This is a genomic window from Microbispora bryophytorum (genome assembly GCF_006874465.1).
GTDB classification, from domain to species: Bacteria; Actinomycetota; Actinomycetes; order Streptosporangiales; family Streptosporangiaceae; genus Microbispora; species Microbispora bryophytorum.
Map to the genome: position 1 here is coordinate 125,534 of NZ_VIRL01000019.1, position 15,670 is coordinate 141,203.

The following is a 15,670-nucleotide window of genomic DNA, read 5'->3' on the forward strand; positions in this document are numbered from 1 at the left end:
GAGGCAGGACCGGTGAAGACGAGATCGGGCAAGGGCAACCGGGCGGGCCTGGCGCTGTTCGGCCTGGTTCTGCTGACCGCGGGGGGCCTCGCGCTCGCGCGGGCGCTCGGCGCCTTCGGCGATGCCGCCGTGCGGGAGCCGGTGGTGGACGCCGGGGCGAGGAACCTCGCGACGACGGCGCCGTGGTTCTGGCCGGTCGTGGCCGCCATCGCGTTCGTGATCGGGCTCATCGGGCTGGCCTGGCTGCTGGCGCTGCTGCGGGTCGACCGGCCGCGGCGACTGCGACTGGAGTCGGGCACGACCGGGGTCACCGAGGTCGACGCGCATCCCGCGAGCGAGGCCCTGGCCGAGCAGGTCAGCGCTTACCCGGACGTGCGCAGGGCACACGCCGTGCTGCGCGGCCCGTCCGACGACCCGCACCTCGACCTCGGCGTCTCCGCCGTGGAACCGGCCGATCTGGGGGCACTGGTCACCCGGTTGCACGAAGAGGCCGTCCCGGACCTGCGCACCACGCTCGGCCTGCACCGTCTCCCGGCGATGGTCCGGCTCAACCTCACCGGCGGCCGCCGCACCCGCGAGGTCCACTGAACGCGCCCGCCGCGGTGGGCGGCACGCCCGTGGGACGCGGCGGCCCGGCCGAGCCAGAATCATTGGAGCAGCGGATCACTGCGACGAGCGGCCGGACAGGACCTCGGCGAGGACGGCGGCCTGACTGTGCCCGGCGTCCCTGGTCGCGGTGAGCAGGGTCAGCGGGCCGCTCTCCATGAGCCGGCGCAGCCGGTCGAGGGCGGCCTGCCGCTCGGGATCGTCCAACTCGGCGAGGTAGCGGGTGCGGAACTCGGCGAACCTCTCGGGGACGTGGCCGTACCAGGTGCGCAGGGCGCCGGACGGCGCGACGTCCTTGACCCATTCGTCCAGGTGCGCGGCCTCCTTGGTGAGGCCGCGCGGCCACACCCGGTCGACCAGCACCCGTGTGCCGTCCCCGGGCGCGGGATCCTCGTACACGCGGCGGACCGTTACGGACATGGGCTGCCACCTCCTCCTGCCGCCATACTCCCCGGTGGAGGGTGCCGCACGCCGGTGTACGGCAGCCGGACAGCACGTGTGACTGAAAGTTTCACTTTCCGTAAGGGCATTGTCGCTGGTCGGGATTTCGTCCAAGTTGTCGATTAAATCCGCCCGTGTTGCCGTACTCGTCCCATGTCTATGGTCCGGGACATGAGGATGCGAATGATCACGGCGGGCCTCGCCTTACTCGGCTCGGTCGCCGCGTCGCTCGTCGTCGGTCAGGCGGCGCACGCGGACACGACGATCTGCGAGAAGTACGGCAGCACCACCATTCAGGGCGGCAAGTACGTCGTCATCAACAACGTGTGGGGGAGCAACGCCCCGCAGTGCATCAACGTCACGAACTCCGGCTTCACCGTGACGCAGGCGGGGCACAACAACACGGGCGGCACCCCGGCGGCGTACCCGGCGATCTACGCCGGCTGCCACTACGCCAACTGCTCCAGCGGCAGCGGCCTGCCCCTCCAGGCGAGCAACAGCCAGTTCAACACGGTCCAGACCAGCGTCAGCATGAGCTACCCCGGCTCGGGCGTCTACGACGCGGCCTACGACATCTGGTTCGACCCGACGCCTCGCAAGGACGGCCAGAACACCGGCGCCGAGATCATGGTGTGGCTCAACCACACCGGCTCGGTGCAGCCCGTGGGCTCCCGGGTGGGCACGGCGAACATCGCCGGAGGCACCTGGGACGTCTGGGAGGGCAACATCGGCTGGAACGTCATCTCCTACGTCCGCACCTCGCCGACGAACTCGATCAACTTCGCCGTCCGCTCGTTCTACGACGACGCGGTGAACCGCGGGTACGCCCAGCGGTCGTGGTACCTCACCAGCGTCCAGGCGGGATTCGAACCCTGGATCGGCGGCGCCGGCCTCGCGGTGAACAACTTCTCCTACAGCATCGGCGGCGTCGTCCAGAGCCCCTCGCCGACCCCCACCGCCTCGCCGACCGGCGGCAACGGCAACGGCGGCGGCGCCTGCCGGGTGAGCTACAGCAAGAACGAGTGGCAGGGCGGCTTCACCGGCACCGTGACCGTCACCAACACCTCCTCCAGCGCGGTGAACGGCTGGAACCTCGGCTTCTCCTTCCCGAGCGGCCAGAAGATCACCGGCTACTGGAACGCCGACGTCACCCAGAGCGGATCGTCGGTGACCGCGAGGAACCTGTCGTACAACGGGTCGATCCCGGCGGGCGGGAACACCCAGTTCGGCTTCCAGGGCACCTGGAGCGGCTCGAACGGCGACCCGACCGGTTTCACGCTGAACGGCACCCGCTGCTCCTGACCCCCTGACACCCCCCAAAAAAGACGGCGCCGCCGGAGGGACGTCCCTCCGGCGGCGCCGTCACGTCGTCAGGGGTTGACGTTGATCGTGAAGGTGGACGTCGTGTTCTTGATGTCCTGGTAGTTGTCGCTGAGCTTCAGGTTGTTGAAGGTCACCGACCCGACCGCCGGTCCCTGGTCGGGCTCCGGCAGCTCGTTCGCCCAGAGGCCGAAGCCCGACTTCGCGTCGAACGCGTCGCCGCTCTTGTGCGCTCCGGAGATCGAGATGTTGGTGAAGACGGTGTCCTTGATGGGGTTGACCGGCTGGCCGCCGAGGTACTGGGTCTGGAACATGATCCCCGAGTACGTCGGATCGACGATGTCCACGTTGCTGACCCGGATGCCCTGGAACACCTTCGAGGCGGAGAACAGCCAGATCGCCGGGAAGGTCTGCTGGCCCCAGAAGTGGCCGCCCGCGCGGATGATCGAGATGTTGTCGAAGACCGTGGGCGGGCTCGCGCCGAAGCCGTTCATCGGGTAGCCGAAGTCGAGCGAGCTGATCGTGATGCCGGAGTAGGTCAGCGTGTCCGCGATGTAGATGTTCCTGAAGGTGTTCGCGTAGCCGCCGTACACCGCGAGGCCGGCCGCGCGCCACGGCAGGATCGCGGTCAGGTTCTCGTAGACGTTGTCCTTCTCGTCGGCGCCTCCCGCGTCGATGGCCGAGAACAGCGCGAAGCTGTCGTCGCCGGTCGTCCTCGCCTCGTTGTTCGCGACCAGGTTGCCGGTGCTGCCGTTGGTCATGTTGACGCCGTCGGCGAAGGTGTCGCGGATCCGCGAGTTCCTGATCGTGATGTTGTCGGTGTTCGCGCCCCAGTACATGCAGACCTGGTGCTCGACCCAGATGTTGTCGATCGTCATGTTGGCGACGTTCTGCCAGTCGAACACCTTGCCCGGCCCGTCGATGCGGCTGGTGTAGTTGCCGAAGTAGGCGAACCCGGAGAACGTCGAGCCGTTGGCCGACGACTCCGCCCGGAAGCCGATGTCGGTGTTCTCCTGCGTCGACGGCGCGTGGAACCGGGTGAACCACGGCCCTGCGCCGACCACCTTGACCGCCTTGCCGTACACCTGGAACTTGCCCGACGTCTGGTAGTCGCCGGGCGGCAGGTAGACGCCCACGAGCGTGCCCGCGGTGTCCATCCGCACCTTGTCGAGCGCGTTCTGCACGTCCTGGTGGGTGAACCCGGTCGGTACGGCGTACGTCGCGGGGTCGGGGTTGGGGATCGCCGACACCTGCTCCAGGTTGACGAAGTCGATCGCGTACGTGGAGGTGTTGGCGGCGTCCTTCTGCAGCCGGATCTTGCTGCCCTTCGGGACGGTCGTCCCGAGCAGGACGTCGGCCTCGTCGTAGATGTGCCGTGGGGCGCCGGCGCCCGGCGAGTTGCCCGGGCCCGCCTCCGGGCCGTACAGCCACGCGTACTTCGAGGTCAGGTTGACCGCCTTGAGGAAGCTGCCGTTGACGTAGACGTCGAGCGTGGCGTCGGTGCCGCCGCCGCCCGCCGCGTCGGGGATGGAGAAGCGGGTGACCAGGGTGTTCGTGTCGGCCCTGGTCGTCCACTCCACGTAGCTGCCGGTGGTGGTGAGCCGCACGGCCTTGCGGCCGGACGCCTCTCCGGCCAGGTCGCCGATGGTCCGGTTCGGGCCGACCACCGTCGCCCCGCCGCCGGTCACGCCGTCCTCGGCCTCGTACATGTCGTACGGCATGTTCGCGCCGCGGCCGACGAAGAACGGCAGCGTGGAGGTGTTGTCGGCCTGCTTGACCGGCAGCTCGTTCGCGTCGGTGGCGAGCACGGTCTTCACCGTGTATCTGCCGTTGGCGGCCGTCCACGTGCCCAGGGTGACCGGGCCGGTGGTGGACCCGGCCGCGATCGCGCCGCTGTAGGAGCCGGTCAGCGTCCTGACCACGGCGCCCGAGTCGTTCGTGATCGTGAGCGTGATGCCGTGGGCGCCGCCCGCCGAGGCGACCGTGCCCTGGTTCTTGATCGCGACGGTGAACGTCACCGTGCTCCCGGCGGCCGGGTTTCCGGGCGACCAGCTCACCGGTGAGGCCACCAGATCGGAGCTGTCCACCGGCTTCACGACCAGCGGGGAGGAGGCGGTGAAGGCGTTGTTGGTCTCGTTCTGCTCGATCACCGCGTTCGACTCGTCGACCTTGGCGCTCAGCGGGTAGCTGCCCGCGTCGCGTTGGCCGATGTTCGCCGTCACGGTGGCCGAGGCGCCGGCCGCGAGCGCGCCGACCGAGGCGGTGCCCGCCTTGGTCCCGCCCAGGTAGAAGTTCACGGCGGTGGCGGCGGAGCCGAGGCTGCCCGCGTTGCGCACCGTCGCCGACAGCGTGACGGCGTCGGTCTCGGCCGGGGACACGGGGGAGGCCGACAGGGAGGTGACGGTCAGGTCGGGGTTGGGCGCGGGGGAGCCGATCACCTGGAACTCGGCGACCTGCCCGGCCGGGGCCCCGGAGTTGGCGGTGAACCTGAGCTGCACGTCGGCGACCGTGCCGGAAACGGGGATCGTCACCGTGTTGCCGCTCGCCGGGTTGAAGGTGTAGGTCGCCGCACCGGCCAGGGTGGCGAACCCCGAGGTGCTCTGTTCGCGGCCCAGCACCTGGATCGTCTGCGTACGGGTGGACCAGGCGGCGTCGGGGTTGAGCTTGAGCACGACCGCGCTCACGACCGCGTTGGCCCCGAGCTGGACGGTCAGCGTCTGCGGGTAGGAGCCGCCCGCGCCCTCCCAGTAGGTCGCGACGTCGTTGTCGTTCGCGTTGGTCGCGACGTAGGTGAACGTGGAGGAGGAGGCGGTGATCGGCTTGCCGACGGCCATGTTCGAGCCGCCGCCCGAGCCGTTGCGGGTCACGGTGCCGCTGTTGATCGACTCGTTGCCGGCCGCGTCCCTGGCCCGCACGTAGTACGACACGGTGGCGCTGGTGGGCTGGCTGTCGGTGTAGGTCAGAACGTTTCCGGCGACGCTGGTGCGCAGCACGTTGTTCGCGTAGACGTCGTAGCCGGTGACGCCGACGTTGTCGGTGGAGGCGGTCCAGGTGAGCTTGACCTGCCCCGGCGTGGTCTCGCTGTAGGCGAGGTTCGAGGGGGCGGTCGGGGCCTGGGTGTCGCCGGTCGCTCCGTTGCGGGTGACCGTGTTGCTGTTGGCCGACTCGTTGCCCGCGGCGTCCCTGGCCCGCACGTAGTACGTCACGGTGGCGCTGGTGGGCTGGCTGTCGGTGTAGGTCAGAACGTTTCCGGCGACGCTGGTGCGCAGCACGTTGTTCGCGTAGACGTCGTAGCCGGTGACGCCGACGTTGTCGGTCGAGGCCGACCAGGTGAGCCTGATCTGGTTGGAACCGGGCTCGGTGTAGACGAGGTTCGAGGGCGCGGTCGGAGCCTGGGCGTCACCGGTGGGGGCCGGGCCGTACACCTCGAACTCGGAGACCTGCGCGGCCGGCCAGGCGGTGTTGGCGGTGACGTTGATCCGGACGTACCGGACGCCGGCTGTGGAGAAGGTGATGGTGACCGTGTTGCCGCTCGCGGGATTGAAGGCGCGGCCCGCGGAGGCGGCGAGGGTGGAGAAGTTCGTGCCGTCGGTGCCGCCCTGCACGGCCAGCGTCTCGGTGCGGGCCTCCCAGGTGGGCGGGAGCTTCAGCACCACCTTGTTCACCGCGGTCGAGGCGCCGAGGTCCACCTGGAGCCATTGGGGGAAGGCGTTGTTGGCGCTCTCCCAGTAGGTGGCCTGGTTGCCGTCGTTGGCGTTGCCCGCGCCGTAGACGTCGGCGTGCGCGCTCTCCTTCATGGTCTTGCCGAGCGCGAGGTTGCCGGAGGCGGTGGCCGCGCCGTACACCTCGATCTCGGACAGCTGCGCCGCGGACCAGCCCGTGTTGGCGGTGACGTTGATCCGGACGTACCGGGTCGTGGTCGCGGTGAAGCCGATCGTCACCGCGTTGCCCGAGCCGGGGGCGAAGGAGCGGCCGGCCGAGCTCACGATCGTGCTGAAGGAGGACCCGTCGGTGCTGCCCTGCACCGACAGCGTCTGGGTGCGGGCCTCCCACGCCCCCGGCAGTTTGAGCACGACCTGGTCGATGCTCGTCGCGCTGCCGAGGTCGATCTGCGCCCATTGGGGGAAGGCGTTGTTCGAGCTCTCCCAGTAGGTGCCCTGGTTGCCGTCGTTGAGGTTGCCCGCGACGTACGGGCTGTTGCCGCTGCTCGCGGTCGCGGTGCGGCCGGCGGCGAGGTTGGGGCCGCCGGCGGCGGAGGCGGGGGAGAGGGGCGCGGCCACGGCGAGCAGGCAGACCGTGGCCAGCACAGCGATCAAGCGCAATAACGGGACATGCGTTTTCGACATTTGCGTTCCTCTGTCCGGCAGGAACCGACCGGCGAATCATCCGATCCGCGGTCGCGGGGGGATTTCGGAGATCGGGGCTCGCTGGGGTCGCGGCGGCGACCGGTTGCCCACTGCCGTGGCCGACATCACCTCGTGTCCTTTCACGCGAAAGGTGACGGTGGCGGGGCGCACGGACGCAGTGCTTCCTGCCGGAACTTGCGGAGAACCGCAAACTCTCGATTTAGAGCTGCAAATTATTCACATCAGGTTGCCCAGATGTTACATAGGGGCCATCGTGCCGTCAACGGGTCGGTAAAGCCGAACGGAAGGTGACAGGTCTGTCCCGTCCCCGACCGGGGTTTACCTGGGGATACTTCAAGCAGGCGCCGGTCCGGAACCGGTCCTGCGTCCCACCCGCGGGTCCCCCAACTCGCGAAAGGAACCCGGCAGAGGAGCCCTCATGTTTCTGCCCCCCAAGCGCTCGCTCGCGGTGTTGGCCGTGCCGCTGGTGAGCCTGCTGGCGGCCCCGGCCGCCGCGACACCCGTCCCGTCGCACGCGGCCGTGCGCACGGCCATGCGCACCGCCGTGCACGCGGCGCCGCGCGTGGCGACCCTGGTCGACGTGCGCGCCTCGCATCACCCCGGACTCGACCGGGTCGTCTTCGAGTTCCGCGGGCCGCTCCCGGCGCGGCGGGGCGCCGGCTACGTGTCCCGGCTGATCGCCGACGGTTCGGGCCGCACGGTCCCGGTGGCCGGCGACGCGATCCTCGGGCTGCGCTTCGGCGGCGCGGTCGGCCACGACAACAAGGGGCGGCCCACCTACGGGCCCACCCGCGAGACCTTCGCGCTGCCCGGCGTGATCCAGGTCGTCAACGCCGGCGACTTCGAGGCGGGGCTCACGTTCGGCATCGGGCTGAGCAGGAAGGCGTCCTACCGCGTCTACACCCTCACCCATCCGAGTCGGGTGGTCGTGGACGTCAAGACGCCCTACCGGACGGTGCCGGTGCGCACGTACTTCCTCGACTCCCGGGCGTACGCGGCCGGGCGGCGGCCGTACACGGCGGCGGTGTCGCGGCCGGTGATCCCGCCGTCCACTGCGCGCGGCGCCCTCCAGCGGCTGTTCGCCGGGCCCACGCAGGCGGAGCACGCCAAGGGGCTGCGCTTCGTCGCCTCGGCGGCCACGGGCGTCCGTTCGGTCGTCGTCCGCGACGGGGTGGCCCACGTGCGGCTCACCGGGTCCCTCCGCAGCGGCGGCTCGGCGTTCACCGTCGCCGACGAGATCACGCCCACGCTCAAGCGACTACCGGGCATCCGCTGGGTGAAGATCTACGACGCCAGCGGCCGCACCGAACGCCCGAAGGGGCACTCCGACTCCGTTCCGGAGAGCCTCGAACCATGACAACACGAGGGCCGGGCTCGGGAGCGAGCCCGGCCCTCGACCCGGTGTTCCGGGGCCGCCCGAGACCACGGCGGACATGACGGCCGTGGTGGTGCGGCGGGAGCGCGGTACGACGCGGAGGCCGTCAGCTGAGTGGCTTCTCTCCCTGAAACTTTCGGGCCTTACTGTGCTTGTTGTCTGCGCTCCGATGGTGTTTCTGCTGGTAGTTAAAGGGATTTTTCCTGCGGTCTTGACTCAGGACGGGTCAATTTCCTAGGGTACGACGACAGAAAGTTAGGGGATTGTTTCGAAAAGTTTCGACTCGCGAAGCATTCCCGGCATGTGCATCTGGACGTCCGACCACGTACCCCCGACCGGAGGACCTTCCTCATGCCGCACAGATTCGCCGCCGCCCTCGCCGCGGCCGGGCTTGTCACCGCGATCGCGGCGACCCCCGCCTCCGCCCACCCCGGCCCGCACCACGACACGACCCTGGGTGAGCTGGCCGCCGCGTCGCACCGCTACCTCGGCTCGGCCACCGACAACCCCGAGTTCTCCGACGCGGCGTACCTCAAGATCCTCGGCAGCGAGTTCAACTCCACCACCGCGGGCAACGCGCTCAAGTGGTATGCCACCGAGCCGCAGCAGGGGGTGTTCGACTTCACCCAGGGTGACCAGGTGCTCGACTTCGCTCGCAAGCACCACATGTCCTTCCGGGCGCACACGCTGGTCTGGCACAACCAGCTCCCCGACTGGCTGAACAACGGCACCTTCACCGCCGACCAGCTCCGGGCGATCCTCAAGAACCACATCCTCACGGAGGCCCGCCACTACCGGGGCAAGGTCTACTCCTGGGACGTCGTGAACGAGGCGTTCAACGAGGACGGCACCTACCGCGACACGATCTTCTACCGGACGCTCGGCCCCGGCTACATCGCCGACGCGCTGCGCTGGGCGCGTGAGGCCGACCCGCACGCCAAGCTCTACCTGAACGACTACAACCTCGAAGCGATCGGGCCGAAGAGCGACGCGTACTACACCCTGGTCAAGCAGCTCAAGGCCCAGGGCGTGCCGATCGACGGCGTCGGCTTCCAGGGGCACCTCGCGCTGCAGTACGGCTATCCGGACACGCTCCAGCAGAACCTGCAGCGCTTCGCCGACCTCGGCCTGGACGTGGCCATCACCGAGCTGGACATCCGCATGTACGTGCCGGCCGACGAGGCCAAGCTCGCGACCCAGGCCGACTGGTACGCAAGGGTGACCAAGGCGTGCCTCGCCGTCCGCCGCTGTGTCGGCATCACGATCTGGGATTACACCGACAAATACTCCTGGATCCCCGCCGTCTTCCAGGGTGAGGGCGCGGCCCTGCCGTACGACGAGAACCTCCAGCCCAAGCCGGCCTACGACGCGATCCGCGACGCCCTGCGCGACGCCGGAAGGCCCGGAAGGCACTGACCCTCCCGCCAAACGGTGCCCGCGCCCATCGGGGCCGGGCACCGTCTCGTTCGGATGAGTTCGAGAAAGCGCTGAGCTAATTGGAGCCGCTGAACCGGGGCCAGATGTAACAGTTCACCTTCGACAGAAGGCTGGGTGGTTCGGTAAACGGGACGTACCATGGGCCGGTCGGTTGTCATGATGGTGCGTGGCACGTGGATTCGGTCGTCTGGAGGGTTCCATGACGCTTCGCCTGCGGCTTATCGTCCCGATAACCCTGGCGGCCGGGCTGATGATGTCCGCATGCACCGAATCGGAACCAACCCCAGCCGAAGCCGGCCAGGTCCTCAAACGCCACATAGACCAGACCATGAAGAACGCCTTCGCCGTGGATGTAGAGATAACCGATCCCGGTGGGAAAGACGTCCCGTGCGGCAGCGACAGATACAGGCGCACCTATGCCGTGAAAGCAAAGGCCGGCGTGGGCTCCGGAAACCCTGAGATGGTCACTCTCGCGTTGATCGGCGGACTGCACGAAGTCGCTAGGTACGAACTACATGACGTCGGCACGGATTTGACTAAGCGGGAGGCCGTTAGCAGGCAATACCACACGCGAATGCTGATTTCCTCTCCTAGTAAAGGAAATATGGTTATAGAAGGGGAGACGGACTGCCTGCCGTTACAGTGATCTCGCCTTATCCATACGGCGACGACCCCTTGTCCTGTACGTCGGCTCTCGCTCCACCGAAAGCGATCTTAAGCGCTACCTGTGCTTCGCCGAATTGTGTTTCGTTCGTCCCGCCGGAGCCGTTGGCGATGAGCCAGTTGTCGAAGTTGCGTACGGCCTCCTTGTTCTTGGCGATCTCGGCGTAGGGCAGCAGCTTGCCGTCGGTTCCGGTGATCGGCGCGTTCGAGAGGCGGGGGTCGTTCGGCCGGACCTTGGCCGTGAAGCCGTTGGACATCAAGATGTTCGCCAGCCATGTCTCGCGGGCCATCCAAGCGGCGTGATTCTTCTCGTCCAGCCCGCTCACCCGGCTCTTGCCCGGAGTGATTCCCGGTTCTACCCCCAGCGGCGACAGGCTGGACACCCCCAGCCACAGAAGCTGTCCAGCCATGCCCGGAACGGCCAGTCCGACGATGCCGAGCCCGAGGCCGTACGCGAACATCTCCGCCTTGACGCGGGCCTGGTCCTCGGCGTCGAGCTTCCCCTGCACGTCGCGTTCCGTCGCAAACTGCATTCCAGCGACGTAGCCGAGCGCACGCATCGCGCGTTCGAGGTGGTCGGTGCTCTTGCCCTGGTCCATTTTCGCGGCGGCGTTGACGATCCTGTCGGTGAGGTTGCCCATCCCCTCTTCGAAGGGCTTGATGTGCGCAGCCGTATCAGCGAACGTTCTGACGAATTCTCCGGCGTCCTTCGGGCTGAGGCGGAACACCGGGTTGAGGCCGGGCACAATTGTCTTGACCGGTTCGAAGGCGCTGGGCTGGGTGCGGTTGGCATCACTAAGGTTGGCGCCCTCGGTGAACTCGGTGGCGTAGGAGCCCGCGATCTCGGCCATCGACGTCCGCATCGGCTCCGGGACGCCGAGCTTCGGCATCTCTCGGATCACGTCAAAGGCGAACTTCGCGGCTTCGGTCGAATGGGCCCCGTCCTTCTCGTCGTACGCTCCCGAGGCTGTGGCCAGCACCCGGCCGAAGGCCTCGGCGATGTCGTAACCCGAGGCGACGGATCTGCTGGAGTCCAGGAACCGCTTCATCGTCTCGACCTGGGTGAGCTTGACCCCGTCACCGCCCATCTGGGCGAAGGCGGCCCGTGCGGCCTTGCCGTCCCCCACGAGGACCTCCAGCGCGAGGGCGACGGTGTCGGGGGAGTAGCCGTACGTCCTGGTCTCGTCCAGGCCGGCGCCGGTCCGATCCTGGCGAGGGTTCTTCACGAAGTCGTCCAGGGCGAGAGAGCGGGCGGCGGCCACGCGCACGCTCGTCGGCGCCTTCGCTCCGGCGAGCAGCGCGAGCCGGTTCCACGCCGTCTCGCGGCTACCGGGTCTGCTCAGCATCTCGGCCTTCACCTTCTCGAATGCCGGGATGCCGCCGGGGGCGCGCAGCGCGGCGCCCAAGGCGGCGCTGAAGGCGGCGAGATCCTGCTTGGCCGTCGGGCTGCCGGTGTTCAAGAGCAGGTTGGGCAGCGCGTCGCGCACCTTTGCCGGCAGCGTGGCGAAGAACGCCGCGGCCGCTGCGGGGTCCTCGGCCAGGGCGGCGATCTCCTTGATGTGCTGGTGGGCCAGCTCACCCTTGGTCTCGACACTGGTGGCGGGGTTGGTGAGGATGTCCGTGCCGTACATGAGACCCAGGCCGCGGCCGGCCGCGAAGCTGTCGAGCGCGTCGGGCAACCGGGCGAAGGCGTGGTCGCCGCTCCCGTTCAGCGCCTTGATCAGCTCGGCCCGCTCGGACAGCGTGGGGGCCTGGCTCCTGCCCCAGTCGGCGATGGCGGCGATCTGCGCGAGTGGCGTGGTGCTCACCCCGTTGGCCCGGAAGAGTCCCTCGAAGTCGGTGGCGAAGGAGGTCAGCCGGTCGGACGCCTGGCGCAGGTCGGCCGCCATCGCGTTCATCGCCGCCGGATCGATGCCGCAGAAGTCGCCGCTGGGGGTCGTCATCGCGTCCTTCCTCCCGTGGCTGCCTGGCTCAGGGGCGTCCGGTGAGCTGACGGCGGATGAGCTCGGCCTGGGAACGGGTCACCATCGCCGGATGCCGGTGCAGTTCCTCCTCGATCGCGTGAGTCATCTGCCGTACGAGCTGCGCCAGGCGGTGATGCCGGTCCGCGATCTCGGTCGTCCATTTCACGGCGGTCGGTCCCGTCCAGACCTTGCCCGACTGCATCGACGCGTGGACGCGCTGGTATGCCTGCCCGACCTCCTGAGATCGGTTGTGCACCTCTTTCAGAAGTTCCACCAGCTGTGCGTGGCGAGGGTTGGGCACCATCTCTTCCGCCACACCGCCCCCTGCTGCCGCCCGCTGCTCGCCCCCGAGTCACATTTGATGTTAGAGGTAGACATCGCCCTATAGCATCGGCAACCCCGAAATAGCTGGTATATCGAGAGCGAATTCGCTGACGCTTTTCTTGTCGTGAAGGCGAAAAACGTCCTCCCGAGCGGGAACTTATCCCCGCCTCCCTCTCGTCGCCAGCGAGAACAGGCAACTACTTGGAGCAGCAACCGACACCCGCACCCGCTCCTGCCTGCGGCCTTTTCGGTCGTGTCGACCGCGTGAGCGCCCGGCTACGTAGGCATTCCCATCTGGTAATCGGGCCGTAACGAAGAGTGGCGATCATCTTGGCAACGAGGTCGCGCACACGCGGGAGGAAAGCGCTATGGCGTCCATCTTCGATCGGGTCGGTGGTTCGGACGCGGTCGCGGCCGTGGTCGACGAGTTCTACGCGCGGATCGTCGCCGATCCGATGCTGCGGGGCTACTTCGCGGACGTCGACATGGCCAAGCTCAACGCGCACCAGCGCAGCTTCGTCGCCGCCGCGCTCGGTGGCCCTCGGGAATACCGGGGCAAGTCGATGGACGAGGCGCACGCCGGGCTCGGCGTCACGGCGGAGGAGTTCGAGCAGGTGGTCTCCCACCTGGTGGGGGCGTTGGAGTCGTGCGGCATCGACACCGAGACGATCGGCTCCGTCGCCGGAGCACTGGCACCGCTGAAGGTGCAGGTCGTGCAGAGCACCGTCGCGGCCTGAACGGTCCTCGGCCCGGAGATCACCTGTCGCCCGGCGCGTGGGTGCGCGGCGTCAGGGGACGAGTCTCAGCTGGGGGCGATGGGTGGGCAGGCCGACCAGCTCGCGTACGCGCGCCATGGGCCAGGCGAGCTCCCGGGCCAGCGCGGGCACGGTCAGCCCGGTCTCGGCCGCCGCCATCTCGAAGGCCTGGGCGAGCAGGACCGGCTGCTCGCCGGGGTAGCCCGACACCGGATCGGTGGCGAAGCCCGGCTGCCCGCGCAGCGCGGCGAGGCGCTGGTAGGCGCGGCCGGCAGCGGAGTCGGACAGCAGGCCGACCTCCCGGCACCGGTACAGCAGGGAGTCGACCGACACGCCCCACACGCGTCGCAGCTCCGCCAGCCGCCGCAGGTCCGCACGGGCGGGCAGGCTGGGGAGGATGCTGTCGCGCGGGGTGAGGAACTCCGCGGCGAAGGAGTCGGCCTCGCGCTCCTGCTGGCTGTCGCCGGCCGCCGCGTCCCCGTGCAGCACCAGGTGCCCCAGCTCGTGGGCGGCGGTGAAGCGGTGCCGGTAGACGTCGTCGAAGCGGTTGGGCGTCAGGACGACGATGGGCCGCGGCAGGCTGGAGGTGGAGAAGGCGTCCACGGTGACCGCGTCCTCGTCGGCCTGGGGGAAGACGACGACGATCCCCCGGGACTCCATGTGCCGCACCAGGTGGCTGATCGGCCCGGCGCCGAGCCCCCAGTGGGCCCGCAGCGCGCGGGCCGCGCCCCCGGGATCGCGGGGCAGGGCGCTGCCCGAGTGCACCTCGCCCCAGGCGAAGCCGGGCAGGTCCACGAAGGGGAGCCGCACCCGCTTCTCCAGCGCGTACGTCAGCTCCCAGACCTGTTCCACGAAGGCCACGGCCTTGGCGCGCTGGTAGGCCCGGGTGGAGCGCAGGCTGCGGAAGTGTGCCATCGAGCCGTCCAGCTTGCCGTGCGGGCGGCCCGGCAGGAAGAAGGCCGCGGGCACCGCGAGCACCTCGGCGAGGAACGGGACCAGATCGGGACGCGGCCGGGTCACCCCGGCCTCGTACTGGCCGACCGCGGCGGGTGACACCCCGATGCGCTCGGCCACCTCCTTCTTCGTCAGCGCCGCCAGCCGTCGGGCCTGGGTGAGGCGGGTTCCGTCGAAGGCGTCCGCCACGGCCTGCGGGCTGGGTGCCGTGTCGCCGGATTCGGAGGAGACGGTCTCCTCGACCAGGCGCAGCCGGTCATCGTCCTTCATCGGCGGCGGCGTCCGGTGCGTACGGCGCCTCGCTCATGGGAGGCAGGGCGGCCGCGCGCTCGTACGCCGGGCGCGGATTCAACGCCGGGGTCGGCATCGCGCCCCGGGCGAACGCGGACGCCTCGCCGACGGGGGTCGTCACCCCGGGCAGCTCGGCCGCAGGGGCCTGCCCGGCGAGCGGGATCGGCTCGCAGTGGTGCCAGCGCAGGCTGCCGGTGCGGTCGAGCAGCTCGGCCTCGCCCCACCACACGTCGAGCAGACCGGCCCTGGCGTTGCACGCGTACGCGATGAGCACGAGGCGGGTGCCCTCGGGCAGCCGGGTGAGCGCGCGGGCGGCCGGAGTCGCGGGCGCCGGCAGGGCGGCCTCGACGCCGCCGAGCGTGAGCTGCTCGGCCCAGGGCCGCGGGCCGAACCTGGTGAACAGCGCCTGCACCAGCCCGGACGGCCTGCCGTCGCCGATCCTGGCGTTGACCACGCTGACCGAGCGGTCCTTGGCGTAGCGGAAGGGGAACAGCAGGTTGCCGCCGAGCACGACGAGCTCGTGCTGGGAGCCTGGCGGCTTGACGGTCTCGACGTCGGGCATGTCCGCGAACGTGCTGGCCAGAGCCTCGAACTTGCGGGACATGAGCGTGAAGCCGAACGGGTGCAGGAGCTCGGTCCGCGCCGTCTTCTGGGCGTCCTGGGCGTTGTCCAGCGCGAGCGCCAGCGCCTCGGTCACCCCTTGGCGGATCTGCTCGGCGCGCGGGCCGAACGTCTCCATGGCCCAGGTCGACAGCATCGCCACCTCCGGTGTGCTCCGCGCAGTGCTGGTTTCCAGTGCTGGTTTTCGGTGCTGGTTTTCGGTGCTACCTGGACCATTGGCCGCGAGACCAGCCGCGAGACCAGTGGCCACCGGACACCGGGGGCACTTTATTTTCCGACATCATAGTCCCGCGAACGCTTCACAGGTCACGTACGTCACACCCCTTCTGTCCGTCGGAGACGCCCGAATGTGACCGAAGACATGGCTATAGTGCGAAATGTCATGATCGGGGATGGGGAGCGTGGCCGGCGTGTGCCTGCCGTACTTCCCAGCCGTACGGCCGGCTGCCGGAGTGCGTGCCGCGTACGGTACGCACAACGGGAGAACGATGGCACATCCCCCACCTACCGGCCCATATTCGGGTCGGCCTCCCGTCGATCCCTACGGTCCAG

At 69.1% G+C, this 15,670-nt stretch carries 12 protein-coding genes; 6 read left to right on the top strand and 6 right to left on the bottom strand.

Annotated features, from left to right (window positions below; all coding sequences use genetic code 11):
• Window positions 1-12: 12 nt before the first annotated feature.
• Window positions 13-588 (top strand): Asp23/Gls24 family envelope stress response protein, encoded by a 576-nt coding sequence (locus FLX07_RS28490; RefSeq protein ID WP_142574755.1) that lies wholly within the window; start codon window positions 13-15, stop codon window positions 586-588.
• A 75-nt stretch (window positions 589-663) separates the two neighbouring features.
• Here FLX07_RS28490 and FLX07_RS28495 read toward each other — a convergent pair whose 3' ends face one another.
• A complete protein-coding gene (locus FLX07_RS28495; RefSeq protein ID WP_142574756.1) occupies window positions 664-1,026 on the bottom strand; it encodes a DUF488 domain-containing protein in 363 nt (120 codons plus the stop codon).
• 192 nt (window positions 1,027-1,218) lie between these two features.
• Between FLX07_RS28495 and FLX07_RS28500 the strand changes: the two genes are divergently transcribed.
• Window positions 1,219-2,349 (top strand): glycoside hydrolase family 12 protein, encoded by a 1,131-nt coding sequence (locus tag FLX07_RS28500; protein WP_208762427.1) that lies wholly within the window; start codon window positions 1,219-1,221, stop codon window positions 2,347-2,349.
• 68 nt (window positions 2,350-2,417) lie between these two features.
• Here FLX07_RS28500 and FLX07_RS28505 read toward each other — a convergent pair whose 3' ends face one another.
• Window positions 2,418-6,674, bottom strand: coding sequence for a discoidin domain-containing protein (locus FLX07_RS28505; protein ID WP_229689925.1), 4,257 nt, complete (start codon window positions 6,672-6,674; stop codon window positions 2,418-2,420).
• A gap of 478 nt (window positions 6,675-7,152) precedes the next feature.
• On the opposite strand from FLX07_RS28505, the gene FLX07_RS28510 reads away from it, so the two are divergent.
• From FLX07_RS28510 to FLX07_RS28520, 3 genes are all read left to right on the top strand, one after another.
• Entirely contained in the window at window positions 7,153-8,091 is a 939-nt protein-coding gene (locus FLX07_RS28510; RefSeq protein WP_142574758.1) for a GerMN domain-containing protein, read from the top strand.
• 369 nt (window positions 8,092-8,460) lie between these two features.
• On the top strand, window positions 8,461-9,525 hold the full coding sequence (locus FLX07_RS28515; protein WP_142574759.1) for an endo-1,4-beta-xylanase: 1,065 nt from the start codon (window positions 8,461-8,463) through the stop codon (window positions 9,523-9,525).
• A 220-nt stretch (window positions 9,526-9,745) separates the two neighbouring features.
• Complete coding sequence (locus tag FLX07_RS28520; protein WP_142574760.1) at window positions 9,746-10,192, top strand: hypothetical protein; 447 nt, start codon at window positions 9,746-9,748, stop codon at window positions 10,190-10,192.
• Between the two features lie 7 nt (window positions 10,193-10,199).
• Here FLX07_RS28520 and FLX07_RS28525 read toward each other — a convergent pair whose 3' ends face one another.
• Window positions 10,200-12,152, bottom strand: coding sequence for a hypothetical protein (locus FLX07_RS28525; protein ID WP_142574761.1), 1,953 nt, complete (start codon window positions 12,150-12,152; stop codon window positions 10,200-10,202).
• Between the two features lie 28 nt (window positions 12,153-12,180).
• Complete coding sequence (locus FLX07_RS28530) at window positions 12,181-12,447, bottom strand: hypothetical protein (RefSeq protein WP_142574762.1); 267 nt, start codon at window positions 12,445-12,447, stop codon at window positions 12,181-12,183.
• Between the two features lie 418 nt (window positions 12,448-12,865).
• Between FLX07_RS28530 and FLX07_RS28535 the strand changes: the two genes are divergently transcribed.
• Window positions 12,866-13,234: a group I truncated hemoglobin gene (locus tag FLX07_RS28535; RefSeq protein WP_142574763.1), complete on the top strand. Its 369-nt coding sequence runs from the start codon at window positions 12,866-12,868 to the stop codon at window positions 13,232-13,234.
• Window positions 13,235-13,285: 51 nt separating this feature from the next.
• On the opposite strand, the gene FLX07_RS28540 is transcribed toward FLX07_RS28535, so the two are convergent.
• Together FLX07_RS28540 and FLX07_RS28545 are read right to left on the bottom strand one after the other, a co-directional pair.
• On the bottom strand, window positions 13,286-14,476 hold the full coding sequence (locus FLX07_RS28540) for a helix-turn-helix domain-containing protein (protein ID WP_189105061.1): 1,191 nt from the start codon (window positions 14,474-14,476) through the stop codon (window positions 13,286-13,288).
• Complete coding sequence (locus FLX07_RS28545; protein ID WP_142574764.1) at window positions 14,463-15,254, bottom strand: hypothetical protein; 792 nt, start codon at window positions 15,252-15,254, stop codon at window positions 14,463-14,465. The genes FLX07_RS28540 and FLX07_RS28545 overlap by 14 nt, the downstream gene beginning before the upstream one ends.
• Between the last annotated feature and the right edge of the window lie 416 nt (window positions 15,255-15,670).

Excerpts from the sequence above, each read along its gene's own strand:
- FLX07_RS28540 (WP_189105061.1), bottom strand. The coding sequence starts at position 14,476 with ATGAAGGACGATGACCGGCTGCGCCTGGTCGAGGAGACCGTCTCCTCC.
- FLX07_RS28500 (WP_208762427.1), top strand. The coding sequence starts at position 1,219 with ATGAGGATGCGAATGATCACGGCGGGCCTCGCCTTACTCGGCTCGGTC.
- FLX07_RS28510 (WP_142574758.1), top strand. The coding sequence starts at position 7,153 with ATGTTTCTGCCCCCCAAGCGCTCGCTCGCGGTGTTGGCCGTGCCGCTG.
- FLX07_RS28545 (WP_142574764.1), bottom strand. The coding sequence starts at position 15,254 with ATGCTGTCGACCTGGGCCATGGAGACGTTCGGCCCGCGCGCCGAGCAG.
- FLX07_RS28535 (WP_142574763.1), top strand. The coding sequence starts at position 12,866 with ATGGCGTCCATCTTCGATCGGGTCGGTGGTTCGGACGCGGTCGCGGCC.
- FLX07_RS28515 (WP_142574759.1), top strand. The coding sequence starts at position 8,461 with ATGCCGCACAGATTCGCCGCCGCCCTCGCCGCGGCCGGGCTTGTCACC.
- FLX07_RS28525 (WP_142574761.1), bottom strand. The coding sequence starts at position 12,152 with ATGACGACCCCCAGCGGCGACTTCTGCGGCATCGATCCGGCGGCGATG.
- FLX07_RS28520 (WP_142574760.1), top strand. The coding sequence starts at position 9,746 with ATGACGCTTCGCCTGCGGCTTATCGTCCCGATAACCCTGGCGGCCGGG.
- FLX07_RS28495 (WP_142574756.1), bottom strand. The coding sequence starts at position 1,026 with ATGTCCGTAACGGTCCGCCGCGTGTACGAGGATCCCGCGCCCGGGGAC.